This is a genomic window from Actinoplanes sp. DH11 (genome assembly GCF_020873875.1).
In the GTDB taxonomy this organism is placed as follows: domain Bacteria; phylum Actinomycetota; class Actinomycetes; order Mycobacteriales; family Micromonosporaceae; genus Actinoplanes.
Map to the genome: position 1 here is coordinate 67799 of NZ_JAHWGU010000017.1, position 25893 is coordinate 93691.

Here is a 25893-nt window from a genome sequence, read left to right on the forward strand (position 1 = left end):
GCCTGCGGATCGCCTCCCGTCCTCGTAGCCCGACGCCCAGGCGGAGCCGTCCGGTCCCGTCCCCCAAGCCGGGTTCCCAGCGCCCGAAGCGTCCGTCCCCCGCCTGCGCACGACCGGCGCGGCACCGGGGGCGCCACCGGCCGAAACAGCCGAGGTACCACCGGTCGCGGCAGCCGGGGCACCACCCGTCGAGGCTGCCGGAGCGCCACCCGCCGAAGCCGTCGAAGCGCCACCGGCCAAGGCAGCCGGAGCGCCACCGGTCGCCGCCGCGGTGCCGCCGGTGCGCCGGGCGCCGCCGATGGGCCCGTCGCCGAAACCGAAGGAAGACCGCCCCGGCCCACCGGGTGAGGCGGGTCCGAACTGCGGCGCGGACCGCCCAGCGCCGGCCGCCTCCGAAGCCGAGCGACCCGAAGCCGAACGACCCGAAGCCGAACGGCCCGGAGCCGAGCGGCCCGGAGCCGACAGATCCGACGCCGACGCCGGCGCCGCACCGAACGCCGCGTCACCCTGCCCCGAGACCGCGCCGACCGGGCGGGCGGAAGCCGTACCGGCCTGCTCGAACGACGCACCAGCCGACCGGGGGGAAGTTTCCTCGTAGGACGCTCGGCCCGACCGGGCGGAAGTCTGCTCGAAAGCCGCTTTGCCCTGCCCGATGCTTCCACCCGCCCGCGACGAGAATCCGGAGCCGGACGACGAATCCGGACCCGCAGAGCCCGCGGAGGAGGAACGCACTGAACCCGCGGAGGAGGAACGCGCGGAGGAGGAACCCGCAGAAGAGAAGCCCGCGGAGGAGGAATCCACGGCGGAAGAAGCCGCGGCGGAAGAAGCCGCGGCGGAGGAGCCCGTGCCGGAGGTGCGCGAGGAGGCCGCCCCGAAGAACGCGGCGGCCGAGGATGACGACGATGACGCCGGCACGAAGGGCTTGGGGAGGTAGGCGTCGTCGTCGGCGGGCGTGGATTCCGGCGCCCCCGCGCCGAACCAGCCTTTCTCGGGCGCACCGACCTGCTTCACCGGCATGGTGGCCCCCGGCCGGCGTTGCGGAAGTGCGTTGTCGGTCACGGCCGGCTCCGACGTGCCGACAGCGGTACGGTCCACTGCGATTCCTCCCTGCGGCGCCTCTGGCGGTAGAGCGCGGTAGAGCGTGTCGAGCGCGAGCGCGGCGGAGCGCGCTGGAGCCCCCCGAAAGGAGTACGCACGGAATCGCTTCCCGGATGAGTGACGGGACGGTTTACCCCGGGTCAGCTCGCCGGGGTCACCGCTGGTCGGGCCGGACCAGGCCGCGCCGGGTGGCGATCGCCACTGCTTCGAGCTGGCTGTGCGCGCCGAGTTTCGCGAGCACGGCCTTCTGGTAGCCCCGGCAGGTGTGCACGCTGATCCCCAGCCGCCGGGCCACCGCGCGGGCGTCCAGACCGGCCGCCATCAGCTGTAACACCTCGTCCTCGCGGGCGGTGAGCACGCTGCCGCGGGGCACGCTCGCGGGTGAGGTGCTGCGCAGCAGGCGGGCGAGGATGTCGGTGGAGACGGTCATGCCGCCGCCGTGCGCGGTGCGCAGCGCGTTCAGCACGTCACCGAGCGCGCCGTTCTTGGAGAGGAAGCCGGCGAACCCGGCCGCTGTCGCGCGGCGTACCAATGCCTGTTCTTCGCTGGCAGTGAGGATCACCACACGGGAGTCCGGCTGGCGGACCCGGATCAGTTCGGCGATCGCGATGCCGTCGGCATCGGACAGTTCCGGATCGAGCAGGATCACGTCGGGCGTCAGTTCGGCGGCGAGCCGCAGCGCCTCCTGACCGGTCCGCGCATGACCCACGCACCGCAGGTCGGGCTGCCCGGCCAGCGCGTGCCCGAGCAGCTCGGCGAAGGTCTGGTGGCCGTCGACGACGAGGACCCGTATCGTCTCGCCGTTGTCCATAGGTCACCTTCCCTCTGTCTGCCCCAAGGCTCCGCGCAGTCTAAGGATTACCCGACCCGGTGCCCGCCCTACCAACAGACCGCCCTTGCCGCGCCGGGCCTGGCACCCCCGGTACGCGTGACGCCCGGTTGCCGCCGAGCGGTCGCGATAACCAGTCTTTCGGCCGAGTCTCCCCCTCGCTTTGGGGCCTTGCCGCAGCCCGGACCAGGGCGCACAGTTTTTGATCATGTTCGACATCCAGCTTTTCGGCCGTCTCGAGGTACGCACCCGGGGCATCCGTCTCGGCGGCGACGACTTCGGTGGCGAGCGTCCCCGTCACCTGCTCGCCCTGCTGGCGCTGCGTGGTGACCGGTCGTTCGTGGAGCTGGCGGGTCTGCTGGGTGGACCGGTCGATGCCGTGCGGGCGGACGTGGCGGCGCTGCGGGACAGCCTGGAGCCGGGGGTCCGCGACCGGGACTCGGTGGTGACGTCCCGCCGCGGCCGGCTGCGGCTGGTGCCGGATCGGGTCCCGGTCGACACGGCCACCTTCGACGAGTTGATCGCGGCTGCCGCCGGCCGTACCGCGGAGCGCGCCGCCCGGCCGCTGACCGCCGCCGCCTATCTGGCCTCCCGCCCGCTTCTGGAGGACGAGAACGCGCCGTGGGCCGCCGAGGCCCGCGCGGAGTACCGGGCGAAACTGATCATGGCGGGTCCGGCGCCGGTTCGGGGCTGACGGGAAGCGCCGAGGGCAGACAATCACCGGGTGCGACTGTCCACCCGGCTTCTGCCCGTCCCGCTCGCCCCGGAGCTCCGGCTCCATCTCGTCGACGACGGCCGCGGCCTCTTCGACCTGACCGGCGGCGAGTTCCACAGCGATCAGCCACCCCCGTTCTGGGCGTTCGTCTGGGCCGGCGGCCAGGCCCTCGCCCGCTATCTGCTCGACCATCCCGCCGAGGCCGCCGGCAAGCGGGTCCTCGACGTCGCCACCGGCTCGGGTGTGGCCGCGATCGCGGCGGCCCGGTGCGGTGCGGCCGCCGTCGCCGCGACCGACATCGATCCGGCTGCCGCCGAGGCGGCCCGGCGCAACGCCGCCGCCAACGACCTCTCCCTGGTCACCGACGTGGACGATCCGGAGCTGGTGCTGGCCGGTGACGTCTTCTACAGTCCGTCGGTCGCGCCGCAGATGACCGCGACGTTGCGCGCGGCACGCCGGGCCGGCGCCACGGTGCTGGTCGGCGATCCGGGCCGCGGCTTCTTCCCGGGGCGCCTCTTCGAGCTGGTCACCGAGTACGCCGTGCCGGTGCCGCGGGTCCTGGAGGAGACGGAGTCCCTGACCACCGGCGTGTGGCGGATGAAATGAAGATGCGTTCATCAAGCAACCACTTGTACGCTGCAACCAAACTCCGAGATCGAACGGCGGTGGAACGTTGACCGACGACATCACCCGGCTCGCCGATGAGATCGTTCGATTCGTCCGGATGAGCACCCGCTTCCGGGGCATGCTCAGGACCGGGGATCTCGGCGCCGAGTCCTCCGCGCTGATGCTGCTGCCCCCGCTGGTGGCACACGGTCCGATGCGGGTCACCGACCTGGCCGAGATCAAGCAGGCGGACCCGTCGACGATCAGCCGCCAGGTCGCCCAGCTCGTCAAGGCCGGGCTGGCCCGGCGCGAGGCCGACCCGGCGGACGGCCGGGCGTCCCGGCTCGCCGTCACCGAGGCCGGCGAGGCCGCCTGCGAACGGCTGCGGCAGGCCCGGGTGGCGCTGCTCGGTCAGGCGCTGAGCGACTGGCCCGACGACCGGGCCGCCGCGTTCACCGGACTGTTCGAGGAGTTCAACGACCTGCTCGAGGCGCACCTGCGGCTCGAGCCCACCGCACACCCACGGGAGTCTCCGTGAGCCATCCGAGCCCACCGGCCGCCGCACCGGTGGAATTCACCCACCGCCAGATCCTGACGATCCTCGGCGGGCTGATGATGGGCATGTTCCTGGCCGCCCTCGATCAGACGATCATGGCGACCGCGACGCGCACCATCGCCGACGACCTGAACGGGTTCGACCTGCAGGCATGGGCCACCACGGCGTTCCTGATCACCTCGACGATCTCCACGCCGCTGTACGGGAAGTTGTCCGACATCTACGGCCGGCGCCCGTTCTTCCTCTTCGCCATCGCCGTGTTCATCATCGGCTCGTTCCTCTGCGGCCTCTCCACCGACATGTGGCAGCTGGCCGGCTTCCGGGCGATCCAGGGCATCGGCGCGGGCGGCCTCATGTCGCTGGCGCTGGCGATCATCGGGGACATCGTGCCGCCCCGGGAGCGCGCGAAGTACCAGGGCTTCTTCCTCGCCGTCTTCGGCACCGCGAGCGTCCTCGGCCCGATCCTGGGCGGCTTCTTCGCCGGCGCCGACGAGCTGCTCTGGCTGGCCGGCTGGCGCTGGGTGTTCTTCATCAACGTGCCGATCGGCATCGCCGCGATGGCGGTCGTGGCGAGGGTGCTGCACCTGCCGCACCAGCGGGTCGACCACCGGATCGACTGGCCCGGCGCGCTCATGCTGATCGTCGGCCTGGTCCCGCTGCTCACCGTGGCCGAGCAGGGCCGCGACTGGGGCTGGGGGTCCGGCGGGTCGATCGCCTGTTACGTGATCGGCGGGCTGGGCGTCATCGGCTTCGTGCTGGCCGAGCGGGCCTACAAGGACGAGGCGCTGCTGCCGCTGCGGCTCTTCGGCATCCGCACGGTCGCGGTCGGCGCCGCGTCCAGCACGATCCTCGGCATGGCGATGTTCGGCGGCCTGATGACCGTCCCGCTCTACCTGCAGATCGTGAAGGGCTCGACCGCCACGGCCGCCGGCCTCCAGATGATCCCGTTCGTGGTCGGCATCATGACCGGCTCGATCGTCTCCGGTCAGCTGATCTCCCGGACCGGCCGCTACCGGATCTTCCCGATCGTCGGCAGCTTCCTCATGGTGATCGCGCTCTTCCTGTTCTCCCGGGTCGGCGCGGACACCCCGCTCTGGCAGACCATGCTGGTGATGGTCGTGATGGGCCTCGGCCTGGGCAGCAACATGCAGCCGATGATCACCGCGGTGCAGAACGCGGTGTCGCCGCGGGAGATCGGCGTGGCGACCGGCGCGGTGACGTTCTTCCGCTCGATGGGCGGCACCCTGGGCACCGCGGTCTTCCTCTCGGTGCTCTTCAACGTGCTGCCCGGCAACATCTCGGACGCCTACCAGGAGGCTGCCAAGGATCCGGCGTTCCAGCAGGCCGCCGCCGAGCCGGACCAGCAGGCGCTGCTCGATCAGGCGCGCAGCGCGGACGCGCTGAGCGACACGTCGTTCATCGGCGGGCTGGCCGACGTGGTGGCGCACCCGTTCAAGGTGGGCTTCGCGGACAGCGTCCACCTGGTCTACCTGATCGCCCTCTGCGTCATGCTCGTCGGCCTGGTGGTGGTCTTCTTCCTGCCGGAGCTGCCGCTCTCGCAACGGTCGGCACAGCAGGCCCGCGCCGAGGACGCGATGCAGGCACAACAGAGCGGCGGCGTGCCCGGCCCGGGGACCGGGCCACAGCCGGGACCGGGCGGGGTCAAGGCAGCGTCCGACGGCTGAGCCGCAACTGGGGGTACGGGCGGAGCACCGCGCCCGTACCCCGGCGTAGCGTGACCGTCATGGCTGTTGTGAAGATCAACGCAATCGAGGTCCCCGAGGGCGCCGGCCCCGAGCTGGAGAAGCGGTTCGCCGCCCGCCACGGTGCCGTGGAGAACTCCCCCGGTTTCCTCGGGTTCGAGCTGCTGCGCCCGGTGGCCGGCGACAACCGGTACTTCGTCTACACCCGCTGGGAGACCGAGGAGGACTTCCAGGCCTGGGCCAACGGCAGCGCCAAGGAGGCACACGCCGGCGAGCGCAGCCGCCCGGTGGCCTCCGGTGCCAGCCTCCTCGAGTTCGAGGTGGTCCAGCAGGTGAGCAAGCCGGCCTGACGGTTCGCCGTAAGGACGGACGGGCGGGCGGATTACGTCTGTGACTTGCGGGCGGCCGCGTTCACCAGGCGCTCGGCGACGAGGCGGCGGTCCATGCCGAGGCGCTGGGCGCTCTCCTGGAGGATCGCGTAGGCCTCCTGCACGCCGCACCCGCGCTGGGCGATGATCACGCCGACCGCGCGGTCGACCTCGGCGCCCTCGGTCAGGGCCGCACGCCGGCCCAGCTCGCCGAGGAGCACCTCTGCCTGCCCGGCCAGGGCCATCGCGGTGACCAGCACGTCGGGGCCCGGGTCGCCGGGCTCCTGCAGGTAGACGCTGAGGGCACCGACCGCGGTGCGCCGCACGTCCAGCGGGACGGCGGCCACCGCCCGGACCCCGGAGGTGGCCGCGGCGTCGCGCAACTGCGGCCACCGCTCGTCGGTCACCAGGTCGCCGGCGGTGACCAGGGAGCGGGTGCGGGCCGCGTCGAGCCCGGGGCCGCTGCTCTGGGCGTACATCTGCTGCTCGAAGGCCTCCCCCGCCGTGCCGGTCGTGGCCTCGGTGAGCGGGCCGCCCTCGCCGATCAGCGCGACCGAGCAGCGCACCGCGCCCGGCAGGGAGCTCGCCGCGAAGGCGGTGAGGCGGTCCAAGGCGCGCGGCATGGTGTCCGCCGTGAGGAGCCGGACCGTCAGCTCGTGCAGGAGCCCGGCCAGTTCGACCGGGTGCGGCCCGCCGGCGGTGGTGCTGGGCAGGGCGGACGCGGGTCGCCGGGACCGGCGGGAACTCAGGCTACGGCGGAGCGAACGGCTGCCGCTGGAGGCGGCCGGGACGCGTCGTTGCGGTACGGACACGCCAGGGATCCTGCCACGTCGATCCGGCTGCGTGGGCGGCAAGGTGCCCCGTTAGGGGCTTCCTGTCCGGATAAACCTTCTCGTCCGAACCAACCGAGAAGCCGGTAAGGGGACGGAAAGTCGGGAAAAGCGCGCCGCCCCCCGGTTTCCCGGGGGGCGGCGCAACGAACACTGGTGTGCAGGTCGCCTCGCGGCGAGTGGCTCAACACGGCTCCAGCCGAACGGTATTCCGTGAAGGCAAAGGGTGAGGCCCGGGGACACTTGACACACCAGCACTCGTTCACAACTGTCGGCCGCCCCGCAGGATTCCTGCAGTGATTGTGACCTGTATCACTCTTCCGGGGTTTGTCCGGAGCGGCCCGGGGTAGACCCGCCTGGTGACCGATGACATGCGTGAACTGACCGAATTCCTGGACGGCGCCTACGACGCTCAGGAGCGCCTGTCCAGTGGCGACCTCCAGCGCCGGGCGATCGCTGCGGACCTGCCCGCGGAGGCGATGACCCGGATCGACGCCCTGCCCGACGGCGAGTACGCCCAGGACGAGGCCGCCGAGGCCCTGCGCACGCTGTAGCGCCCGGCGCCCAGGCCCTCGGCGTGGCGCCTCAGCCCTCGGCCTTCTCCTTCGCCATTGTGTACGCCATCTGCAGGAAGTCGGAGACCGCGGTGGCCGTCAGCACGGTCGCCGCGAGCCGGGTGAACCGGGGCGCCAGCACCAGGCCGCCGGTCAGCCCGGTCGCCACCCAGACGGCCAGGCAGAACGGGCAGGTGATCAGTTCACCGATGCCGTGCCGGACGGTGCTGCCCTCGTCCCGGACCTCCTCGTTGAGCTCCGCGGCGCCGGCCGGCTCGGCGTACCGGGTGAAGGGCGCGCGCAACGGACTGGTGACCGCGTCCTTGGCGATCAGCCGGCTGAGCTTGTGCGTGGCGATGGAGATCAGCGCCACGTCGCCGAGAGACGGCCGCTCCGGCACCGGACGGCCGGTCAGCCGGGTGGCCGCCACCAGGCTGGCCGACAGCGCGCCGAACGCGCCCATCGCCAGCAGGTAGCCGTCCAGCGGCCGGTGGTCGTGCGGGGCGTAGGCCTGTGCGATCCGGTCCAGCCGGGGTCGGGGCAACGTCATCTCAGAAGTCCTGGGTGAGACGGGCCGGGTCGACCTCACGCCCCGGGTAGCGGGCCATGTATTCGGTCTCCAGTTCGGCCGTCCGCTTGAAGTGGTTCTCCAGCGCGGCGTCGGGTCCGTGCCGCAGGGTCTGCAACCGGGTGCGGTAAAGGCTGCCGAGCTCTCGGAAGAGATCCTCGTCGGCCAGACCGGCGGGGTCGATACCGGTGTCGAACACCACCGCCGCCCCCTCTTCGAATCGTGCGTCACTCATGCGCGTACCTCCGCCCTTTCGGGTCAACTCGTCCAGCACGGTTGCCCGACCCGGCGCACGCCAAACCCGCGCCGGTACGCTTCAGGACATGAAAGGGCTGTGGTCGCCGGCTTGGGTCGCCCGTCATCTGCTCGCGCTGGTCCTGACCGTGGGCTGCCTCGGCCTCGGCTGGTGGCAGTTCAGTCGCGCGGCCGACGGCAACTCGATCAGCTACGGCTACATGTTCCAGTGGCCGGTGTTCGGCGGGTTCGTGGTCTTCATCTGGCTGCGCGAGATCCAGCTGTTCCGGCGCAAGGCCACCGGCGAGCCGCCGGCGGAGCCGGCGCGAGCCGACCGGGCGCCGCGCGCGCCGGGTGCCCCGGTCACGTTCGGCCGCCCGGTGCGGGTCACCTCCCGGCCGGCGCACGGCGAGGCCACCGGCAACGACCCGGAGCTCGAGGCCTACAACGACTATCTGGCCTGGCTGGCCGCCCACCCGGGTGCCCGGCCCGCCGACTATCCCGGCCGGGTCCCGGCCGAGCCGCAGTGACAGCGAACAAGGAGACACAGGCCGTGCAGGGAGCCCTGACCCGATACCGGACCATCGCGTGGATCGTCGGCGTGGTCCTCATCCTCCTGGTCGTGATCGGCATGCCGCTGAAGTACCTGGGCGACAACCCGGTCGTGGTGGAGACCGTCGGGCCCTTCCACGGGTTCCTCTACATGGTCTACCTGGTGGCGACGTTCGACCTGGCGCGCCGGGTGCACTGGCCGTTCAGCCGAATGGTGCTCGTCATGCTCTCCGGCACCATTCCGTTCCTCTCGTTCTGGGCCGAGCGCAAGGTGACCAAGAACTGGGTGCCGAGTGCGGCGCCCGAACCGGCGTTGAGCAAATAGTCCGATTGGCGCGCGGAATTAACGCTTAGCTGTGATCAAATAACAGCCCGTTATCAGGATTTACCGCGCAAGCCTGGCTATTGGCATAAATCACGCGCGTAGGCCTTGATTTCTTTTCTTGCCTCGATAAGTTGATGCGGTTGGTCCGGTCCGCAGCCACAAACCCTCGGGTGGCGCCGGCCAACGCCGCCGAATCAACCGCGGCGATCCGGTGCCTTCCCCAACGGCGCCGACCGTCGCGACCCGCACCGGGGACGACTGGGCCTTCTTCCCGCCCACGTCCGTCAACCTGTGACCCGGTAGGCGGCGCAGCGGAAGAAAGGCCCTTCGACCAGTGCCACACCCCCGTACCCGGCTCCGGGCGCTCGCGGTCGCGCTGACCGCGTTCGCGATCACCCTGTCGGGAGCCAACGCCGTGCATGCGGCTCCGTCCGCGAGCGAGATCAAGAAGAAGATCAAGACGGCCGAGGAGAAGCTCGAGGACGTCACCGAGTCGTACAACAAGATGCGGCTCGACCTCAAGGAGACCAAGGCCGAGACGAAGAAGCTCGAGCAGTCGCTCAAGCCGACCGAGATCGCCCTCGCCGCGGCCACCGCCAAGGTGAAGACGATCGCCACCACCACCTACATGCAGGGCCGGACCGGCGGCATGACCGTCCTGGTCTCCGGCGAGCAGAGCAATCTGCTGGAGCGCATGACGTTCCTCGAGCAGATCGCTCAGGAGAACCAGCAGGACATCGACGCGTACACGCAGACCACTCAGACGTACGCGGAGCGCAAGGCGGCTCTCAAGACCACACAGGCCAAGCAGACGGCCCAGGTCAAGGAGCTGGCCAACCGCAAGAAGGGCATCGAGAAGGACCTCGACAAGCTGTACGACATGCGCGAGGCCGCATACGGCAGCCCGACCGAGCCCGGCAAGTCCTACAGCGGCTCCATCCCGTCCATCCCCGGTTCCGCGGGCAAGGCGGTCACCTACGCGTTCAACGCCATCGGCAAGCCGTACGGCTTCGGCGACGCCGGCCCGAGCTCGTACGACTGCTCCGGCCTCACCTCGGCGGCGTGGGCGGCGGCAGGCAAGTCGCTGCCACACAACGCGGCCGCTCAGTACAGCGCCACGGCCCGGATCAGCAAGTCCGATCTGAAGCCCGGCGACCTGATCTTCTACCGCTCGAACGCGCACGTCGCGATCTATATCGGCGGTGGTCAGATCATTGACGCCCCGTCGGCCGGCCGCAACGTGCTGAAGCGCTCGATGGGCATCATGACGCCGAACGGCTACGGCCGCATCAGGTAACTCCCAGCATGCCGAGAAGGCCGGTGCCCCCACGCGGGGGGCACCGGCCTTCTCGTTGTCGCAACGTTACTGTCAGGCCGCCTGCAGGCCCTCGGCCCGGGCCAGCTCCCGCAGCCGGCCGAGCGCCTGGATCTCCAGCTGGCGGATCCGCTCGCGGCTGAGCGAGAAGCGCGAGGCCACCTCGGTCAGCGAGTGCTCCCGGCCGTCCTCCAGCCCGTACCGCGCCCGCATGATGCCCGCGGACCGGTCGTCCAGGTGGTTGAGCAGGCCCTCGATGCGCTGCCGCTCCAGCGCGCTCAGCACGATCTCCTCGGGGGAGGGAGCGTCGCTGTCGGCGACCAGGTCACCGAGGTTGGTGTCGCCGTCGTCGCCGACGGGGGTGTCGAGGGAGACGGTGTCCTGAGCCCAGCGGGTGAGCTCGTTGACACGCTCGACGGTCACGCCGAGCGCCGCCGCGACCTGCTCGGGCTCGGGGTCGCCGCCCAGCTCACGGACGAGCTGGCGGGTGACGTTACGCATCCGGTTGACGTCTTCGACCAGGTGGACGGGGAGACGCACGGTGCGCTCCTGCTGGGCGATGGCCCGGCTGATCGCCTGGCGCACCCACCAGGTGGCGTAGGTGGAGAACTTGTAACCGCGCTCGTAGTCGAACTTCTCGACGGCGCGGACCAGGCCGGTGTTGCCTTCCTGGATCAGGTCGAGCATCGGCATGCCGGAGCGGACGTAGCGGCGTGCGATCGAGACGACCAGGCGAAGGTTCGCCCGGATGAACAGGTCCTTGGCGCGCTGCCCCTCGGTGACGAGCCGCTCCAGCTCCTCCCGGCTGACACCGCGCCGCTCCTCGCCCTGCTCGAGCAGGTGCTCGGCGTAGAGTCCCGCCTCGATCGACTTGGAGAGCTCAACCTCGCGTGCGGCGTCCAACAACGGCGTCCGGGAGATCTCGTGCAGGTAGACTCCGACGAGGTCGCGCTCCTCGGCGACCTGATCGGTACGCATCACGGTGTTCTTCTCCACGTTGCCCACGGTCCCCTCATTGCCGTCACTAACCCTGTTACGGGCATTACCTGCGTCCATCAGCCCTCTCCCGTAACGTCCGCAGCTCGTGCATTGCGGTTGCTGACATCTACACAACAAATTGCAGCCTGCAGTGATTCCGGCTGGTGGATCGAAAGTGTCACGAACGCCTGGGTGTCACCTGAGAGCCCAGTGCGGGGTAGCTGAGTGCGATCACCGACGACTGTTCGTGTTGACAGCCGGATACCCGTCGCGCGCCTCATAACACCACTGGCCTCTCATCGATCACAGCGACGGGCATCACCTCGGGCTACGCGATGCTCGTCACCCACGAGTACGGGAATCGCCCTCGCGTGGTTCATGTGCAGCATCGGCCGGCCGTGGACAGGTCTGAAACAAACGCCACCGGAAAAGCTCCCGTGCTCGGGAGGAACGGACCACCGGTCACAATGCGCCACGCCGCGTCGCAGTTCACTCGCCCACATGGGTGACAACGGGCCAACGAGGAACATTCCCAGGTGACGGCCGGGCGGGCCGTGGAAGTGACCAAGAGCACAGACACGGCCGTGTGACAGGCTTCCCGGCATGACGGACATGCGGACGGCTCTGGTGACGGGCGGCACGGGCGGACTGGGCGGCGCGACGATCGCGGCGTTCCGCGCGGCAGGCTGGCGGGTGGTGGCGCCGGCGCGGCCCGGCAGCACCGACCGGCTGCCGGCGGGTGTGGTCGCGGTGGAGGCCGACCTCACCGACCCGGACCAGGTGGCCGCGGTGGCCCGGACGGCGGCGGACGACGGGCGCGCCCCGCTCGCCGCGGTGGTCAACCTGGTCGGCGGCTACGACGGCGGCGGGCTGATCGCGGACACCCCGGTCGAGCGGTTCGAGGCGATGTTCGCGGCCAACCTGCGGCCGACGTACCTGACCACCGCCGCGGCCCTGCCGCACCTGGTGGCCGCCGGCGGTGGCGCGGTCGTCTGCGTGTCGTCCAAGGCGGCCGTGGCGCCCTTCCCGGGCGCGGCCGGTTACGTCGCCGCCAAGGCCGCGGTGCTCGCCTTCGCCGAGACGGTCGCCGTGGAGTACCGCGCGCAGCGGGTGCGCTGCAACACGGTGCTGCCCAGCGTCATCGACACCCCGGCGAACCGGGCGGCCCAGCCGGGCGCCGACCACAGCCGCTGGGTCACGCCCGAGGCGATCGCCGAGGTGATCCTCTTCCTGGCCTCGGACTCCTCCGCACCGACCAGCGGTGCCCGGATCCCGGTCTACGGCACCGCCTGAGCCGCCGGGGGACGGCGCGGTGCGGGCACCCGCGCCGGCCGGACCTCCAGCAGCGGCTTCAGCTCCGCCTGCAGGGCGGCGGCCACCTCGGCCGGTGTGCCGTTCGCGTCGATCACCACGAAGGACGGGAACTCGGGCAGCGAACGGTACGCCGCGTCGGCCGCCCGCAGGTAGTCGAGCGTCTCGTGGTCGTAGCCGCGCCGGTCGATCCGCTGCTGGGCGATCTCCGGGTCGACGGCGAGCAGGAACGTCACGTCGGGCGCCGGGAACAGCCGGTACGCCAGGCGGGCCCGGCGCTCGGCGGCCGGGCGGGCACCCCTGGCGCGCAGGCTCGCGTACTGGCAGACCGCGTACCGGTCCATCACGGTGAGTTCCGTGGAGAACCTGCGGCGCACCACCGTGCGGAGGATGGCGAGCCACCGCAGGACCGATTCGACGGCCAGCATCCCGCGCCGGCCGATGAGCTCGTCGGCGTCCGCGCGGCCGAAGTGCCCGGCCACCCGGCCGACCCAGTGCCGGCCGCCGGCGTTACGCCGGTAGACCGCCGGGAGGCCGGCCGTGGCGAGGTCAGCGGCGAGGAGGTGGGCCTGGGTCGTCTTGCCGGAGCCGTCGATGCCCACCAGGGCGATGGTCCGGACGCCGGCATGAACGCCCGGGGACTGCGCGGGGAGAGCCATACCAACTGACAGTAGCTCTCGCCTGCACGTTCCGTTCCGCACCATGGGGCTGCCCGGCCGGGCGAGAATGGGCACGAGGGTTCAAGGTGGGGCGACTCCGGGTAGTCGTTCACGGACCGGACACGGGTACCAGGAGGGTCGCCATGCCACACCGTGTGGACGAGGGATTGGCCGTCACCTTGAAGCGCGTTGCGTCCACGCTGAAAGCGGCGGACATCCCCTTCGCGCTGGGTGGAAGCTTCGCCGTGTACGCCCGAGGAGGCTACTCGAGCGATCATGACGTGGACTTCCTGCTCCGCGAGCAGGACAAGGACCGAGCGCTGTCCGAGCTGTCGGCGGTCGGTTTCGAGACCGAGCAGCCGCCCGAGGACTGGCTCGTCAAGGTGTACGACGAGGGCCGGATGGCGGACCTGATCTACCGGCCGGTGGAGTCGCCGGTCACCGACGAGACGCTTCAGGACACCGATCAGATCTCGGTCGAGGCGATCTACATGCCGGTCCTCTCCGCGTCCCAGCTGATGATCCACAAGCTGCTCAGCTACAGCCAGCACTACTGCGACTTCGCGACCGGGCTGCCGGTGGCGCGCTCGCTGCGGGAACAGATCGACTGGGACCGGGTTCGCCGGGAGACCGCCAAGTCGCCGTACGCGGACGCGTTCTTCGTGCTCCTCGACCGGCTGGACGTGGCGTCGGTCCCGGACACCGCATCGGTCTGACGACGCGGCACCGGTCCCGGACGCCGAGCTGAAGGTAGGGGGATGAGATGACCAACCAGATCGACCTGGAAGCCGAGATCCAGCGGTTGCTCACCGAGCACGACCGGATTTCCGAGCAGGGGATCACCGTGCAGCGCCGGGAACACCAGGTGGTACTCGGCGGGGAGGTGGAGAGCGCACAGCGCCGCGACGAGATCTGCCGGCAGATCACCGAGCGCTTCCCCGACATCGAGATCACCTGTGACATCGGCATCACCCGGGCGCAGGCGCCCAGCGAGGTGGAGGAGATTTCATGATCCGGATCGCCGCCGTGGGAGACGTCCACGTCGACAAGGACGTGGTGGGCCGTTACCGGCCGGCCCTCGAGCAGCTCCCTGACCGGGCCGACGCGCTGCTGATCGCGGGTGACCTCACCCGGCACGGCACCGTCGAGGAGGCACGCTGCTTCGCCACCGAGTTCGGCGGGCTCGAGGTGCCGGTCGTCGTGGTGCTCGGCAACCACGACCATCAGAGCGATCTGCAGGACGACGTCAGCGCGGTGCTCACCGATGCGGGCATCACGGTGCTGGAGTGCTCGTCGACCGTCCTCGAGATCAACGGGCACCGGCTGGGCATCGCCGGCAGCAAGGGGTTCGGTGGTGGGTTCGCCGGAGCCTGCGCGAGCAACTTCGGTGAGCGCGAGATGAAGAACTTCGTCGGGACCACCGAGGACATCGCGCAGCGGCTCGGCGAGGCGCTGCGGTCGGTGCGGTGTGACGCGCTGGTGGCGCTCACCCATTACGCGCCGGTGCCGGAGACGCTCGTCGGCGAGCCGCTCGAGATCTACCCGTTCCTCGGGTGCTATCAGCTCGGCCAGGCGATCGACTCGGCGCCGACCGCGCTGGCCCTGCACGGGCACGCGCACCACGGCTCCGAACGCGGCCGCACGCCCGGTGGTGTGCCGGTTCGCAACGTCGCCCACCCGGTGATCAAGCAGGCGTACAACGTGTATCAGCTGCTCTCCGACTCGGTGGACACCGAACTGGTGAACGCCTGAGCTGACTGACGGATCACAGGTTTTCGATTTTCGGGGTTCGGGTATCGGTGGGGCATGGCTCTTCTGCTTTGGATTCTCGCCGTTATTCTCGTGGTCGCCGGCATCCTCGCGCTGTTCCGGCGGCAGGTCCTCTGGGGCGTCGTCCTGATCATTGTCGGTCTTCTCGTGGGTCCGGGCGGTGTCAGCATCTTCAATGTATGACGCCGTGGTGTGACCACGGCCCGCACGGCGAACCGGGGTCGCCGCCGCTCCGTCCGACTCGGACTGGGTGACGGTGGTCCCGGTTCTCTTTCGGTCTACCGACGCACCACAGGTGCGATGCACGGTCGCTGATTTCTGACTGAATCCCCCGCGGACGATCGCCGACTCCCCGCGAGGTAACCCAGTGACCCACGTGCATCACTTCACCTATGGCGCGTTCAACCCGATAGCCGCGTACCTGCTGGCGTTCCTCGGGTCGTTCCTCGGCCTGCTCTGCACCGGCCGGGCGCGCGACGCGCACAGCCGAGGCCGGCGCAACCGGTGGCTGGCGATCGCGGCCTTCGCGATCGGCGGCGGCGGCATCTGGCTGATGCACTTCTCCGCGATGCTCGGCTTCGAGGTCCCGGACAGCCCGGTCCGGTACGACCTCGCACTCACCCTGCTCAGCCTCGTCTTCTCGGTGGTGACCGTCGGGATCGGGCTGATGGTGGTCGGGCACGGCAAGCGCAGCACCGGCCGGATTCTCGTCGCCGGGACGCTGACCGGCGGTGGCGTGATCGCCATGCACTACACCGGCATGGAGGGCATGCGCATCGCGGCCACCATCCACTACTCACCCGCCCTGGTCGTCGCGTCCGCGGCGATCGCGATCGCGGCCAGCACCGTGGCGCTCTGGTTCGCGGTGTCGGTCCGCGGCTGGGCCCGGGTGACCGGTGCGGCGGCGGTGATGGCCGTCGCCGTCTGCGGCATGCACTACACCGGGATGGCAGCCATGTCGATCGAACTCGACCCGGCCGGCACCGCACCCGGCGGCATCCGCCCGCTGACCATGCTGGTGCCGATCACCGTGATCACCGCGGCCACCATCATCGGTGTGGCGCTCAGCGCCCTGCAGGCGATGACCGAGGAGGAGTTCACCGACGGCGCCGGCACCCCGAAGCGCGGGGTGCACGCGGAGGAGCCGCAGCCCTGGTCGCTCAAGAGCCCGACGACGGGCGGGGTCCGTCTGTCCCCCGCCGCGCGAGCTGTCGTGTCCGGCCGGGCCGCCACGGGCAACACCGGCCGGCCCGCCACGGGCGACACCGGCCGACCGGCCGCCGGCAACCGGCCCTCCCCCGCCCCGCGCCCCTCGCCGCGGCCGGTCCCGGCGGCTCCGGCGGCCACCCCCGCCGCGCCTCCCGCAACATCCGGTAGCTGAGCGTGACCCACTGCGTGCCGTCATCCGGTATATGTGATCGGCATGGCACCACGGATGCTGCTCTCCATGCCCCTGCACGCGATCACGGAGGTGTACGGCGAAGCGGGACTGCGTGACCGGTTCGCGCTCGAACTCGAGTCGTTCCCGGACGCCGGCCGCGAGCAGCTCCTCGAGGCGCTGGACCTCGCCTCCGCCCTGCACGCGCACGATCGGCGGGTCCGCGAGCCCTACCTGAACCACCTGCTGCGGGTCGCCATCCGGATCATCAAGTACTACGGGGTCCGGGACATCGACGTGCTGGTCGCGGCGCTGCTGCACGACGCCGTCGAGGACCATCCGGACGAGTTGGGTGGCGTACCGCCGGGCACGCCGTACCCGCAGGCCACCGAGGCCGCCCTCGCCGAGCTGGCCCGCCGGTTCAACCCGCGGGTGGCCGAGTTGGTCAGTGCGGTCACCAACCCCGAGTACGACCCGGACCGTGACCGCCACGAGCAGTACCGGGAGCACGTCGCGGAGAACCTGGAGAACGATCCGTGGGCCCGGGTGATCAAGATCTCGGACTTCACCGACAACGGCGTCGGGGTGATCCACACGACGATGGACAAGGCGTTCCGGGCCGCCACGAAATACCGTCCGCTCGTCCCCACGCTGCGGGAACTCGTCGGCCGGCCGGACACGCCGCTCTCCACGCAGGCCAAGGAGCACATCCTTGACCAGCTGGATCTGGCCGAGGAGCGATTCGCCGCCATTCTGGACGTCTGAGCGGGGCCGCCGCATAACCTTGGGCCCATGCCCTCCACAGAAGCCTGGTGGCGTGACGCCGTCATCTACCAGATCTACCCGCGTTCGTTCGCCGACTCGAACGGTGACGGCATGGGCGACCTGCCCGGGATCACCGCGCGCCTGCCGCAGCTCCGCCGGCTCGGTGTCGACGCCGTGTGGCTGTCGCCGTTCTATCCGAGCCCGCAGCACGACGCCGGGTACGACGTCGCCGACTACCGCGGCGTCGACCCGCGGTTCGGTTCGCTCGGCGACGCCGACAAGCTGATCACCACCGCACACGAGCTCGACCTCAAGATCATCGTGGATCTGGTGCCGAACCACACCTCCAGCGACCACGTGTGGTTCCAGGCCGCCCTGCGCGCCGCCCCCGGCAGCCCGGAGCGGGAACGCTACATCTTCCGCGACGGCACCGGCCCGGACGGCTCGCAGCCGCCCAACTCGTGGCAGAGCGTCTTCGGCGGTTCGGCGTGGGAGCGGCTCCCCGACGGCCAGTGGTACCTGCACCTCTTCGACGTCTCGCAGCCCGACCTGAACTGGGATCACCCCGAGGTCCGCGCCGAGTTCCTCGACATCCTGCGGTTCTGGCTGGACCGCGGCGTCGACGGCTTCCGGGTGGACGTCGCGCACGGCCTGATCAAGGACGCCGAGCTGACCGACTGGACCAGCCCGGCCACCGTGCTGGGCGGCCTCGAGCCGGCCGGCCCGCCGCCGCCGATGTGGGACCAGGAGGGCGTGCACGAGATCTACCGGCAGTGGCGCGCCGTCCTCGACGAGTACCCGGGCGGCCGGATCCTGGTCGCCGAGGCCTGGGTGCAGCCCGAGGAGCGGCTCGCCCGCTACGTGCGTCCCGACGAGATGCACCAGGCGTTCAACTTCCCCTACCTCGAGGCGCCATGGAAGCCGGCCGAGCTGCGCGCCGTGATCGACTCCTCGCTGGCCGCGAACGCCACGGTCGGCGCGACCACCACCTGGGTGCTCTCCAACCACGACGTGGTGCGGCACGCGTCCCGGCTCGGCTTCGACGTCGGCGAGCCGCGCAAGCCGGGCATCGGCGCCGACGACCCGCAGCCGGACACCGCGCTCGGTCTGCGCCGGGCCCGGGCCGCCACGCTGCTGATGCTGGGCCTGCCCGGCTCGGCCTACCTCTACCAGGGCGAGGAGCTCGGCCTGCCGGAGCACACCACGCTCGCCGACGAGTACCGGCAGGACCCCGCCTGGGAGCGGTCCGGGCACGCCGAGAAGGGGCGGGACGGCTGCCGGGTGCCGATCCCGTGGGAGGCCGACACCCCGTCGTACGGGTTCGGCCCCGCCGACGCGAGCTGGCTGCCGCAGCCGGCGGTCTGGGCCGAGTACGCGCTGGACCGGCAGGTCGACGTGCCCGGCTCCACCTACGAGCTCTACCGCTCGGCGCTGGCGGCCCGGCGCGAGCACGGCCTCGGTTCCGGGACGCTGAGCTGGTCGGAGCCGGCCGGTCAGGTGCTCGCCTTCCGCAACGGCGGCCTGCTGGTGCTGACCAACTTCGGCACCGAGCCGGTCGCGTTACCGGACGGCGCCCGGGTCCTGCTCAGCAGCGAGCCCCTGGACGACGACGGCCGGGTCCCCACCGACGTCACCGTCTGGGCCGTCCGCTGAGCTCTCCTGCTCGGCGGCGACGGCCAGCAGGGCGGCGTGCGTCTCGGACATGTCCTTGGCCACCGTCCTGCTGGCCAGCCAGTACATGATCCCCGTCGGGATGAAGAACAGCTGGAAGGCGGCCAGCCCGACCGCGTAGTTCAGCGGCGGCGGGAAGGCGCCGGCCAGGCCCCGGAAGGCGACGCCGACGAGCGCGTTGCCACCGGCCCGGCCGGCCCCGTTGATCAGGTTGCCGAGGCTGTAGACGGTGCCGCGGTGCTGCGGCGGGTTCACGTCGGCGATCATCGCGAACCAGTTCGGCGAGTTCGCCGACGTGAGCATCAGCGCGAAGATCGCGATGACCAGGCTGGCGGCCACGGTCGGCTCGGTCACCACGTTGGTCAGCACGCCGCGGATCACCGCGCCGGTGCCGGCGCCGTCCGGCACGGTGATCTTCATCGGGACGAAGAACAACACCACGTAGAAGGGCACGGCGGCGAGCACGCCGACGGCCGCGACCAGGGCACGACCCCGGGGTGTACGCCGTTGCAGCCGGTCACCCGCCAGCCCGCCGAGGATCGACAGCGCCGCGCCGACCTGGAAGACGGTGGCGAAGATGGTGCCCACCAGCACCGCCGTGCCCGTCGAGTAGCCCTGGTCCTCGGCCCGGGCCCGGAACAGGATCGGCAGCCAGACCAGCGAGCCGAAGGCGATCTGCGCGGTGCCGCCCTGCAGGATCAGCCAGATGTTGGTGCGCCGCTTCAGGATCAGCGGCAGGTCCTCGTGGTGGATCCGCTCGTCGTACTCGACGCCGTCCAGCTCCGGCTGGCTGTCGCCGCGCGGCACGTTGTAGGTGAGCAGGTAGGCGAGGGTGGCGACGACGCCGGCCGCCGCGGTCGCCAGGAACGGCCGCCGCCAGTCCTCGTGGCCGAGGATGCCGCCGACGAGGGTGCCGGCGAGCGTGCCGACACCCTGCGACAGACCCCAGAAACTCATCACCAGGCCCCGGCGGCGTGGCGAGATCAGATCGCTGACCACGGCGAAACTGACCGAGGCCACGCCGCCCAGCCCGAAGGCCGCGACCACCTGGGCGGTCAGGAAGGACGGGTAGCTCGTGGCGAGCCCGGACCAGGCGGTGCCGAGCACCCAGATCGCGGTCCCGGCCACGAGCACCGGCTTGCGGTCGGTGCGGTCACCGACGTACGCGAAACCGATCGCCGCCACCGCACTGATCAGGAACATCACCGTGGTCGCGAGCGCGATGTGCCCCTCGCCGACCGCCAGGTCCGCGCCGATGCTGCCGTAGAGCGGCGGCACGATGCCGATGGCGACGTTGTCCAGGGCGGCCAGGATCACGAAGACCACCACGCTGTAGGCGCGGTGCGCCGGCCCGCCCCTGGACATCACCCGGTAGAGGTTATCCGTACCGCCGCTCGCCAACCCTGTTGCCGGATCAGTTGCCGATGTTCGCCTGCGGACCGGCGTACTTGGCCAGCAGCGCGGGGACGTCCGCCGCCGGGTCCAGGGTGTACGCGTAGAAGCTCTTCGGATCGAAGGCGGAACCGTTCGTCTGCTGCTTGCCGCTGGAGTTCTTGACGATGCTGCCGCTCTGCTTGAGCTGGGCGGCCGCCGTGTCGTTGTAGTACGGGTTCGCGACGTTGTCGAAGTAACTGTTCTCCAGGACCATCCTGGTGCCGCCGCGCGACAGGTTCCCGTACGACGTGATGTTCTGCATGTGGTTGTTGTAGAGGTGGGCGTACGCCACGTTGTCGGTGCTCGGGTTCCGCTGGCTGGTGTTCCTGATCCAGTTGTGGTGGATCGTCATCCGGGCCGTGAGGTTCTCGGTCCAGCCGATGCCGAAGGCCTTGTTGCCGGTGTCGAGCACGTTCCAGGACACGGTGAGGTACGTGGTGTCCTTCCGGCTGTCGATCATGCCGTCGTTCATCCGCGTGATCCGGTTGTGGTCGATCCAGATGTGGTCGGCGGTGTCCATCTGGATGCCGTCGTAGTCGAAGTCCTTGTCGTCCGGGTCGTCCTCGGTCATCTGGGTGTCCCGGATGGTGAGGTTCCGGATGATGACGTTGCGGACCCCGGCGCCGAGGAAGAACCCGCCGCCGACGATCTCCCCGCTGGTGCCGGCGCCGACGATCGTCTTGTTCGACTTGACCTTGAGTTCGGTGCCCTTCGGAGTGATCGTGATGGCGCCGGCCACCTTGATCACGTAGGGCTCGGTGGCGGTGACGTACCGGGTCAGGTCTGCCAGGTTCCGCACGGTGACCGTGGCGCCGGCCGCGCCGCCGGTGGTGCCGCCACCGGTCGCGGCGAAGCCGTCCGGAGTCGACGGCCAGGTGCGCCCGCTCGACGTCGGCGCCGGCGTCGCGGAGCCGGTGACCGGGGTGAACGCCCACTGCTTGTTCGAGTTCGCCGTGCAGGTCTCCTGGATGATCGACGCGCCGTTCGCGGTCGAGGCACCCTGGTCCGAGACACACAGGCCGCTGTTCACGTTGACGATCTGGAAGGTGCCGGCACCGGAGGCCACCACCTTCCACTGCTGATTGGTCTGCGAACCGGCACAGCCCCACTGCTGCAGGCGCTGACCCGAAGTCTTCGAACCACCCGGCACGTCGACACACTTGCCACTGCCGACGTTCTTGATCAAGAAATTGCTGCCCGACGCCACAAGCGTGAACTGCTGCCAGCCCGCGTTCGCGGTACAGCCCCACTGCTGGAGCGGGGCGCCGTTGTCCTTCGACGCGGCTGGCACGTCGATGCACTTGCCGCTCTTCTTCACGGCCAGCGTGTAGGTGGTGCCGGCCGTGGGAACGGCGGCCGCGTCCGACGGCAGCACGGCCCAGCCGATCAGGGCGGCCGGGACGGCCGTCACGACGGCCGCGAGGACGGCACGCTTCTTCGACATCTTCATGATCAACCCACCGGGTTCCAGTTGTCCGAGCCCGCGAGGTACTTCTGCGGGGTGTGGTTGGCAGCGGCCGACGCGCTCATCTGCGGCCGGTTGCTGTTCGTGGTGGCGCCCGCGCCGGTGTTCGCGTACTCGAAGAACCGGGCTTTCTGCCATGAGTTCGCGGACATGTCGGTCCACGGCTGGGCGGTCCGGACGGTCGCGCTCAGGGTGGTCTCGCGGAACAGCACCTGCGCGGCCGGGCCCCACGGGCGGCCGAGCTGGGTCGTGTTGTTCGTCGCGCCGGTCACCGTGGACCGGTGGATCAGGAAGCCGTACGGGTTGGCCGGGTCGGTCCGCGCCGCCGTGATCGGGCCGCCGCTGCTGCGCTTCTGGTGGATCCTGGTCGCGTCGAACACCGCGGTGCCGCCGCCGAAGATGAAGTCGACGGTGCCTTCGACGTAGGAGTTCTTGATGTACGAGCGCCCGCTGTTGACCAGCAGCGTGTCCTGCGCGCCGAGGAACCGGACGTTGTCGAGGACCAGCCTGTCGCCGCCCAGGTTCGCGGCCACCGCCTGGCTGCCCTCGCCGTAGTCGTTGGCGATCGTCAGGTTGCTCGCGATCAGGTCCTTGCCGTTGGCGAAGAAGGTCGCGCTGCCGGAGGTGCCGTAACCGCCGGCGTTGCTTCGGTTGTTCACGATCACCACGTCGTCGGCCGAGTCACCGCCGCCCCGGAGCGAGACGAACGGCTTGTTCGACGGGACGGTCACGATCTCCCGGTAGGTGCCCGGCTTGATGGTGATGGTCCGGCGGCTCGTGTTGTTCGCCGGGACCGCGTCGATCGCGGCCTGCACGGTCCGGTAGGTGCCGGTGCCGTCGGCGGCGACCGTGAATCCGCCGGTGACCGGGCCGCCGGTGACCGGGGTGAACGCCCACTGCTTGTTCGAGTTCGCCGTGCAGGTCTCCTGGATGATCGACGCGCCGTTCGCGGTCGACGCTCCCTGGTCCGAGACACACAGGCCGCTGTTCACGTTGACGATCTGGAAGGTGCCGGTGCCGGAGGCCACCACCTTCCACTGCTGATTGGTCTGCGAACCGGCACAGCCCCACTGCTGCAGGCGCTGACCCGAGGCCTTCGAACCACCCGGCACGTCGACACACTTGCCGCTGCCGACGTTCTTGATCAAGAAATTGCTGCCCGACGCCACAAGCGTGAACTGCTGCCAGCCCGCGTTCGCGGTACAGCCCCACTGCTGGAGCAGGGCGCCGTTGTCCTTCGACGCGGCAGGCACATCGACACACTTGCCGCTCTTCTTCACCACCAACTGATACGTCACACCGGCGGCCGGGGCAGCCGCGGCGTTCGAGGGCAGCACGGCCCAGCCGATCAGGGCGGCGGGCACGAGCAGCGCGGCCGCGGCGCCGAGCAGCGTGCGCTTGCGAGATCGTCTCTCTGCCACTGCGGGTCCTTCCTACATGCGGGGATGCCGGCCGGGGACAGCCGGAGGTTCCGTGCAGGTAGATGCGGTGGCAGGGCGGGGACAACAGAAAACCGAAAAAAATCTCCCGCCCTCCCCGGCCACACGGTGGGTGCGGCGGGGAGGGCGGGAGAGAACAGCAGTGGTACGCGCGGACGCCCGTCAGCGGGCTCGGTCGAGCACCGCGTGCTGGGCTGCCGCGTACTGCTCGCGGATCAACGGGACGGGCTTGTCCTCGTACACCTCGGGGGTGGCCGCCGACCAGGCCGGCGCGGCGTCCCCGCCCAGGGCGACCCACGCGGCCTGCCGGGCTGCACCGTCGGCGACGTATTCACCGGGCGGCGGCACCAGGACCGGCTTGCCGAACAGCGCGGGGGCGATGCGGCGGACCGCCTCGCTGCGGGCGCCACCGCCGACCAGGACGATCCGGTTGGCCTCGGCACCGTGGGCGACGAGGGCGTCCAGCCCGTCGGCGAGGGCGCAGAGCATCCCCTCGACGGCGGCCCGGGCCAGGTGCGCCGGGTCCGAGGTCTTGAGCGTGAGCCCGTGGATCGCGCCGGTGGCGTCCGGCCGGTTCGGGGTCCGCTCCCCCTCCAGGTACGGCACCAGGACCAGCCCGTCCGCGCCCGCCGGAGCGGTGAGCGCGAGCCGGGACAGCTCGTCGTGATCGACGCCGAGCAGCTTCGCGGCCGCGTCGAGCACCCGGGCCGCGTTGAGCGTCACCACGATCGGCAGGAACCGCCCGGTGGTGTCGGCGAAACCGGCCACCGTGCCGGTCGGGTCGACCGGCGCGACGTCCGAGGAGACGAAGACCGTGCCGGATGTGCCGATCGAGACGATCACGTCACCGGGGAGCGCGCCGGTGCCGAGGGCAGCCGCCGCGTTGTCACCGGCGCCCGGTCCCAGCGGCGCGCCGTTGGGCAGCCGGCCCGCGAGGCCTGTCGGACCCAGCACCTCGGGGACGCCGATCCGCCGGCCGAAACCGAGTTCCAGCAGGTCGTGCCGGTACTCGTTGGTCTTGGCCGACCAGTAGAGGGTGCCACTGGCGTCGCTGCGATCGGTCTTGATGTCGGCGATGTCCGTGGAACCGGACAGCTTCCAGGTCAGCCAGTCGTGCGGCAGGCAGACCGCGGCCACCCGCGCCGCGTTGGCCGGCTCGTTGCGGGCCAGCCAGCGCAGCTTGGTGAGCGTGAAGCTGGCGACCGGCACGATGCCGACCGCATCCGCCCACTTGTCGCCGCCACCGAGCTCGGAGATCAGGTCGGCGGCCGCGCCGGCGCTGCGTGTGTCGTTCCACAGCAGCGCCGGGCGGACCACCTCACCGTTCTCGTCCAGCGCGACCATGCCGTGCTGCTGACCGGCGACCGAGGCGGCGGCGACGTCGTCCAGACCGCCGGCCTCCTCGATCGCGGTCCGCAGAGCGGCCCACCAGGCGTCCGGATGCACCTCGGTGCCGTCCGGATGGCTCGCCCGGCCCTGCCGGACCAGCGCGCCGGTCTCGGCGTCGCGGATCACGACCTTGCAGGACTGGGTCGAGCTGTCGATCCCGGCTACCAAAGCCATGGTCAGCGGGCCCCGAGCAGGTGGTCGATGGCGAGCTGGTTGAGCTTCACGAAGCCGTAGCCCTTGGCGCCCACCGCGTCCGCGTCGTAGTCCTCGAAGGCGCTGCGGTCGGCGAGCAGCTCGGCGTAGCCCTCGCCGCTGTTGAGGGTGGGCTCACGGAGCTCGGCGACCTTGGACTCGGCGAGCGCGGCCTGCACCTCCGGGTCGGCGCGGAACGCCTTGGCCCGCTCCTTGAGCAGCAGGTACATCCGGATGTTGGCCTTGGCCGACTCCCAGACACCGTCGTAGTCCTCGGTGCGCGACGGCTTGTAGTCGAAGTGGCGCGGGCCGTCGTAGGCCGGGCCGCCGTCGGGGCCGTTCTCCAGCAGGTCGACCAGGGAGAACGCGTTGAGCAGGTCACCGTGGCCGAAGACCAGGTCCTGGTCGAACTTGGGGCCGTGCTGACCGTTCAGGTCGATGTGGAACAGCTTCTTGTGCCAGAGCGCCTGGGCGATGCCCTGGGTGAAGTTGAGGTTCGACATCTGCTCGTGGCCCGTCTCCGGGTTGATGCCGAACAGCTCGGGGCGCTCCAGCTCCTGCACGAACGCGATGGCGTGGCCGGCGGTCGGGAGCAGGATGTCGCCGCGGGGCTCGTTCGGCTTCGGCTCGATCGCGAAACGCAGGCCGTAGCCGCGGTCCTCGGAGTACTGCGCGAGCAGGTTGAGGGCCTCGCGGTAGCGGTCGAGGGCGGCGCCCACATCCTTGGCCGAGTCGTACTCGGCACCCTCGCGGCCGCCCCAGAGCACGAGGGTCTTGGCGCCCAGCTCGGCACCGAGGTCCATCTGCCGCATCACCTTGCGCAGCGCATAACGCCGGACGCTGCGGTCGTTGCTGGTGAAGCCGCCGTCCTTGAACACCGGGTGGGTGAACAGGTTGGTGGTCACCATCGGGACGATGAGACCGGTCTCGTCGAGAGCCTTCTTGAAGCCGGCGATGATGCCGTCGCGGGTCGCGGCGTCCGCGCCGAAGGGCACCAGGTCGTCGTCGTGGAACGTGATGCCGTAGGCACCGATCTCGGCGAGCTTGTGCACGGCCTCGACGGGGTCGAGGGCCTCGCGGGTGGCGTCACCGAACGCGTCACGAGCCTGCCAGCCGACGGTCCAGAGACCGAAGGAGAACTTGTCATCGCGTGTGGCCTGGACCGACACGGTTACCTCCGGGAAACGCG

The 25893-nt window shown here is 70.6% G+C and carries 29 protein-coding genes; 18 read left to right on the plus strand and 11 right to left on the minus strand.

The genetic code is table 11. The annotated features are described in order from the left end of the window. Positions 1-652: 652 nt before the first annotated feature. Positions 653-934, plus strand: a complete 282-nt coding sequence (locus LPA41_RS24090; RefSeq protein WP_229073030.1) for a hypothetical protein — start codon at positions 653-655, stop codon at positions 932-934. 318 nt (positions 935-1252) lie between these two features. Here the strand turns inward: LPA41_RS24090 and LPA41_RS24095 are convergent, their stop codons facing one another. Then, the gene (locus tag LPA41_RS24095; protein WP_229073031.1) at positions 1253-1909 is read right to left on the minus strand and encodes a response regulator transcription factor; all 657 of its coding nucleotides are present in this window, start codon (positions 1907-1909) and stop codon (positions 1253-1255) included. 226 nt (positions 1910-2135) lie between these two features. On the opposite strand from LPA41_RS24095, the gene LPA41_RS24100 reads away from it, so the two are divergent. The 5 genes from LPA41_RS24100 (at position 2136) to LPA41_RS24120 (ending at position 5857) form a co-directional block, all read left to right on the plus strand. Beyond that, positions 2136-2621, plus strand: a complete 486-nt coding sequence (locus LPA41_RS24100; RefSeq protein WP_229073032.1) for a hypothetical protein — start codon at positions 2136-2138, stop codon at positions 2619-2621. A 30-nt stretch (positions 2622-2651) separates the two neighbouring features. Next, on the plus strand, positions 2652-3248 hold the full coding sequence (locus tag LPA41_RS24105; RefSeq protein ID WP_229073033.1) for a methyltransferase: 597 nt from the start codon (positions 2652-2654) through the stop codon (positions 3246-3248). Between the two features lie 67 nt (positions 3249-3315). Next, positions 3316-3786: a MarR family winged helix-turn-helix transcriptional regulator gene (locus LPA41_RS24110; protein ID WP_229073034.1), complete on the plus strand. Its 471-nt coding sequence runs from the start codon at positions 3316-3318 to the stop codon at positions 3784-3786. After that, positions 3783-5489 (plus strand): MDR family MFS transporter, encoded by a 1707-nt coding sequence (locus tag LPA41_RS24115; RefSeq protein WP_229073035.1) that lies wholly within the window; start codon positions 3783-3785, stop codon positions 5487-5489. Before LPA41_RS24110 ends, LPA41_RS24115 begins: the two co-directional genes overlap by 4 nt. Before the next feature lie 59 nt (positions 5490-5548). Further along, a complete protein-coding gene (locus tag LPA41_RS24120; RefSeq protein WP_229073036.1) occupies positions 5549-5857 on the plus strand; it encodes an antibiotic biosynthesis monooxygenase in 309 nt (102 codons plus the stop codon). Positions 5858-5889: 32 nt separating this feature from the next. Here LPA41_RS24120 and LPA41_RS24125 read toward each other — a convergent pair whose 3' ends face one another. After that, on the minus strand, positions 5890-6687 hold the full coding sequence (locus LPA41_RS24125) for a GAF and ANTAR domain-containing protein (RefSeq protein ID WP_229073037.1): 798 nt from the start codon (positions 6685-6687) through the stop codon (positions 5890-5892). 377 nt (positions 6688-7064) lie between these two features. Here LPA41_RS24125 and LPA41_RS24130 point away from each other — a divergent pair, with 377 nt between their 5' ends. Further along, a complete protein-coding gene (locus LPA41_RS24130) occupies positions 7065-7259 on the plus strand; it encodes a hypothetical protein (RefSeq protein ID WP_374238203.1) in 195 nt (64 codons plus the stop codon). A 31-nt stretch (positions 7260-7290) separates the two neighbouring features. Here the strand turns inward: LPA41_RS24130 and LPA41_RS24135 are convergent, their stop codons facing one another. After that, the gene (locus LPA41_RS24135) at positions 7291-7809 is read right to left on the minus strand and encodes a DUF1360 domain-containing protein (protein ID WP_229073038.1); all 519 of its coding nucleotides are present in this window, start codon (positions 7807-7809) and stop codon (positions 7291-7293) included. A 1-nt stretch (position 7810) separates the two neighbouring features. Beyond that, entirely contained in the window at positions 7811-8062 is a 252-nt protein-coding gene (locus LPA41_RS24140) for a DUF6158 family protein (protein WP_229073039.1), read from the minus strand. Positions 8063-8150: 88 nt separating this feature from the next. Here LPA41_RS24140 and LPA41_RS24145 point away from each other — a divergent pair, with 88 nt between their 5' ends. From LPA41_RS24145 to LPA41_RS24155, 3 genes are all read left to right on the plus strand, one after another. Then, positions 8151-8591 carry a hypothetical protein gene (locus tag LPA41_RS24145; protein WP_229073040.1) on the plus strand — a complete coding sequence of 147 codons (441 nt, stop codon included), beginning with the start codon at positions 8151-8153 and terminating at the stop codon, positions 8589-8591. 23 nt (positions 8592-8614) lie between these two features. Continuing rightward, positions 8615-8938 (plus strand): DUF3817 domain-containing protein, encoded by a 324-nt coding sequence (locus LPA41_RS24150; protein ID WP_229073156.1) that lies wholly within the window; start codon positions 8615-8617, stop codon positions 8936-8938. Positions 8939-9272: 334 nt separating this feature from the next. Beyond that, entirely contained in the window at positions 9273-10235 is a 963-nt protein-coding gene (locus LPA41_RS24155) for an NlpC/P60 family protein (protein ID WP_229073041.1), read from the plus strand. A gap of 72 nt (positions 10236-10307) precedes the next feature. Here LPA41_RS24155 and LPA41_RS24160 read toward each other — a convergent pair whose 3' ends face one another. After that, a complete protein-coding gene (locus tag LPA41_RS24160; protein WP_185039886.1) occupies positions 10308-11309 on the minus strand; it encodes an RNA polymerase sigma factor RpoD/SigA in 1002 nt (333 codons plus the stop codon). Between the two features lie 525 nt (positions 11310-11834). On the opposite strand from LPA41_RS24160, the gene LPA41_RS24165 reads away from it, so the two are divergent. Continuing rightward, entirely contained in the window at positions 11835-12524 is a 690-nt protein-coding gene (locus LPA41_RS24165; protein ID WP_229073042.1) for an SDR family NAD(P)-dependent oxidoreductase, read from the plus strand. On the opposite strand, the gene LPA41_RS24170 is transcribed toward LPA41_RS24165, so the two are convergent. Then, positions 12509-13201 carry a thymidylate kinase gene (locus LPA41_RS24170; protein ID WP_229073043.1) on the minus strand — a complete coding sequence of 231 codons (693 nt, stop codon included), beginning with the start codon at positions 13199-13201 and terminating at the stop codon, positions 12509-12511. The genes LPA41_RS24165 and LPA41_RS24170 overlap by 16 nt on opposite strands. Positions 13202-13344: 143 nt before the next feature. On the opposite strand from LPA41_RS24170, the gene LPA41_RS24175 reads away from it, so the two are divergent. From LPA41_RS24175 to LPA41_RS24205, 7 genes are all read left to right on the plus strand, one after another. Next, a complete protein-coding gene (locus tag LPA41_RS24175; protein ID WP_229073044.1) occupies positions 13345-13917 on the plus strand; it encodes a nucleotidyltransferase domain-containing protein in 573 nt (190 codons plus the stop codon). 47 nt (positions 13918-13964) lie between these two features. Next, complete coding sequence (locus LPA41_RS24180; protein ID WP_229073045.1) at positions 13965-14213, plus strand: hypothetical protein; 249 nt, start codon at positions 13965-13967, stop codon at positions 14211-14213. Continuing rightward, positions 14210-14953 (plus strand): metallophosphoesterase, encoded by a 744-nt coding sequence (locus LPA41_RS24185; protein WP_229073046.1) that lies wholly within the window; start codon positions 14210-14212, stop codon positions 14951-14953. Before LPA41_RS24180 ends, LPA41_RS24185 begins: the two co-directional genes overlap by 4 nt. Positions 14954-15007: 54 nt before the next feature. Continuing rightward, complete coding sequence (locus tag LPA41_RS24190; protein WP_229073047.1) at positions 15008-15154, plus strand: GPGG-motif small membrane protein; 147 nt, start codon at positions 15008-15010, stop codon at positions 15152-15154. A gap of 184 nt (positions 15155-15338) precedes the next feature. Next, positions 15339-16352 (plus strand): MHYT domain-containing protein, encoded by a 1014-nt coding sequence (locus LPA41_RS24195; protein WP_229073048.1) that lies wholly within the window; start codon positions 15339-15341, stop codon positions 16350-16352. A 42-nt stretch (positions 16353-16394) separates the two neighbouring features. Next, the gene (locus LPA41_RS24200) at positions 16395-17114 is read left to right on the plus strand and encodes an HD domain-containing protein (RefSeq protein WP_229073049.1); all 720 of its coding nucleotides are present in this window, start codon (positions 16395-16397) and stop codon (positions 17112-17114) included. Between the two features lie 27 nt (positions 17115-17141). After that, on the plus strand, positions 17142-18767 hold the full coding sequence (locus LPA41_RS24205; RefSeq protein WP_229073050.1) for a glycoside hydrolase family 13 protein: 1626 nt from the start codon (positions 17142-17144) through the stop codon (positions 18765-18767). On the opposite strand, the gene LPA41_RS24210 is transcribed toward LPA41_RS24205, so the two are convergent. From LPA41_RS24210 to xylA, 5 genes are all read right to left on the minus strand, one after another. Next, complete coding sequence (locus tag LPA41_RS24210) at positions 18675-20150, minus strand: MFS transporter (protein ID WP_229073157.1); 1476 nt, start codon at positions 20148-20150, stop codon at positions 18675-18677. The two genes, LPA41_RS24205 and LPA41_RS24210, sit on opposite strands and share 93 nt — an antisense overlap. Positions 20151-20199: 49 nt before the next feature. Continuing rightward, positions 20200-21663: an RICIN domain-containing protein gene (locus tag LPA41_RS24215; RefSeq protein WP_229073051.1), complete on the minus strand. Its 1464-nt coding sequence runs from the start codon at positions 21661-21663 to the stop codon at positions 20200-20202. Between the two features lie 8 nt (positions 21664-21671). Then, on the minus strand, positions 21672-23105 hold the full coding sequence (locus LPA41_RS24220; RefSeq protein WP_229073052.1) for a pectinesterase family protein: 1434 nt from the start codon (positions 23103-23105) through the stop codon (positions 21672-21674). A gap of 180 nt (positions 23106-23285) precedes the next feature. Next, entirely contained in the window at positions 23286-24686 is a 1401-nt protein-coding gene (xylB, locus tag LPA41_RS24225) for a xylulokinase (protein ID WP_229073053.1), read from the minus strand. A gap of 2 nt (positions 24687-24688) precedes the next feature. Beyond that, complete coding sequence (gene xylA / locus LPA41_RS24230) at positions 24689-25873, minus strand: xylose isomerase (RefSeq protein ID WP_229073054.1); 1185 nt, start codon at positions 25871-25873, stop codon at positions 24689-24691. Positions 25874-25893: the final 20 nt, after the last annotated feature.

Excerpts from the sequence above, each read along its gene's own strand:
- LPA41_RS24090 (WP_229073030.1), top strand. The coding sequence starts at position 653 with ATGCTTCCACCCGCCCGCGACGAGAATCCGGAGCCGGACGACGAATCC.
- LPA41_RS24095 (WP_229073031.1), bottom strand. The coding sequence starts at position 1,909 with ATGGACAACGGCGAGACGATACGGGTCCTCGTCGTCGACGGCCACCAG.
- LPA41_RS24100 (WP_229073032.1), top strand. The coding sequence starts at position 2,136 with ATGTTCGACATCCAGCTTTTCGGCCGTCTCGAGGTACGCACCCGGGGC.
- LPA41_RS24120 (WP_229073036.1), top strand. The coding sequence starts at position 5,549 with ATGGCTGTTGTGAAGATCAACGCAATCGAGGTCCCCGAGGGCGCCGGC.
- LPA41_RS24135 (WP_229073038.1), bottom strand. The coding sequence starts at position 7,809 with ATGACGTTGCCCCGACCCCGGCTGGACCGGATCGCACAGGCCTACGCC.
- LPA41_RS24140 (WP_229073039.1), bottom strand. The coding sequence starts at position 8,062 with ATGAGTGACGCACGATTCGAAGAGGGGGCGGCGGTGGTGTTCGACACC.
- LPA41_RS24145 (WP_229073040.1), top strand. The coding sequence starts at position 8,151 with ATGAAAGGGCTGTGGTCGCCGGCTTGGGTCGCCCGTCATCTGCTCGCG.
- LPA41_RS24160 (WP_185039886.1), bottom strand. The coding sequence starts at position 11,309 with ATGGACGCAGGTAATGCCCGTAACAGGGTTAGTGACGGCAATGAGGGG.
- LPA41_RS24165 (WP_229073042.1), top strand. The coding sequence starts at position 11,835 with ATGACGGACATGCGGACGGCTCTGGTGACGGGCGGCACGGGCGGACTG.
- LPA41_RS24170 (WP_229073043.1), bottom strand. The coding sequence starts at position 13,201 with ATGGCTCTCCCCGCGCAGTCCCCGGGCGTTCATGCCGGCGTCCGGACC.
- LPA41_RS24175 (WP_229073044.1), top strand. The coding sequence starts at position 13,345 with ATGCCACACCGTGTGGACGAGGGATTGGCCGTCACCTTGAAGCGCGTT.
- LPA41_RS24180 (WP_229073045.1), top strand. The coding sequence starts at position 13,965 with ATGACCAACCAGATCGACCTGGAAGCCGAGATCCAGCGGTTGCTCACC.
- LPA41_RS24185 (WP_229073046.1), top strand. The coding sequence starts at position 14,210 with ATGATCCGGATCGCCGCCGTGGGAGACGTCCACGTCGACAAGGACGTG.
- LPA41_RS24190 (WP_229073047.1), top strand. The coding sequence starts at position 15,008 with ATGGCTCTTCTGCTTTGGATTCTCGCCGTTATTCTCGTGGTCGCCGGC.
- LPA41_RS24200 (WP_229073049.1), top strand. The coding sequence starts at position 16,395 with ATGGCACCACGGATGCTGCTCTCCATGCCCCTGCACGCGATCACGGAG.
- LPA41_RS24205 (WP_229073050.1), top strand. The coding sequence starts at position 17,142 with ATGCCCTCCACAGAAGCCTGGTGGCGTGACGCCGTCATCTACCAGATC.
- LPA41_RS24210 (WP_229073157.1), bottom strand. The coding sequence starts at position 20,150 with ATGTCCAGGGGCGGGCCGGCGCACCGCGCCTACAGCGTGGTGGTCTTC.
- LPA41_RS24215 (WP_229073051.1), bottom strand. The coding sequence starts at position 21,663 with ATGTCGAAGAAGCGTGCCGTCCTCGCGGCCGTCGTGACGGCCGTCCCG.
- xylB (WP_229073053.1), bottom strand. The coding sequence starts at position 24,686 with ATGGCTTTGGTAGCCGGGATCGACAGCTCGACCCAGTCCTGCAAGGTC.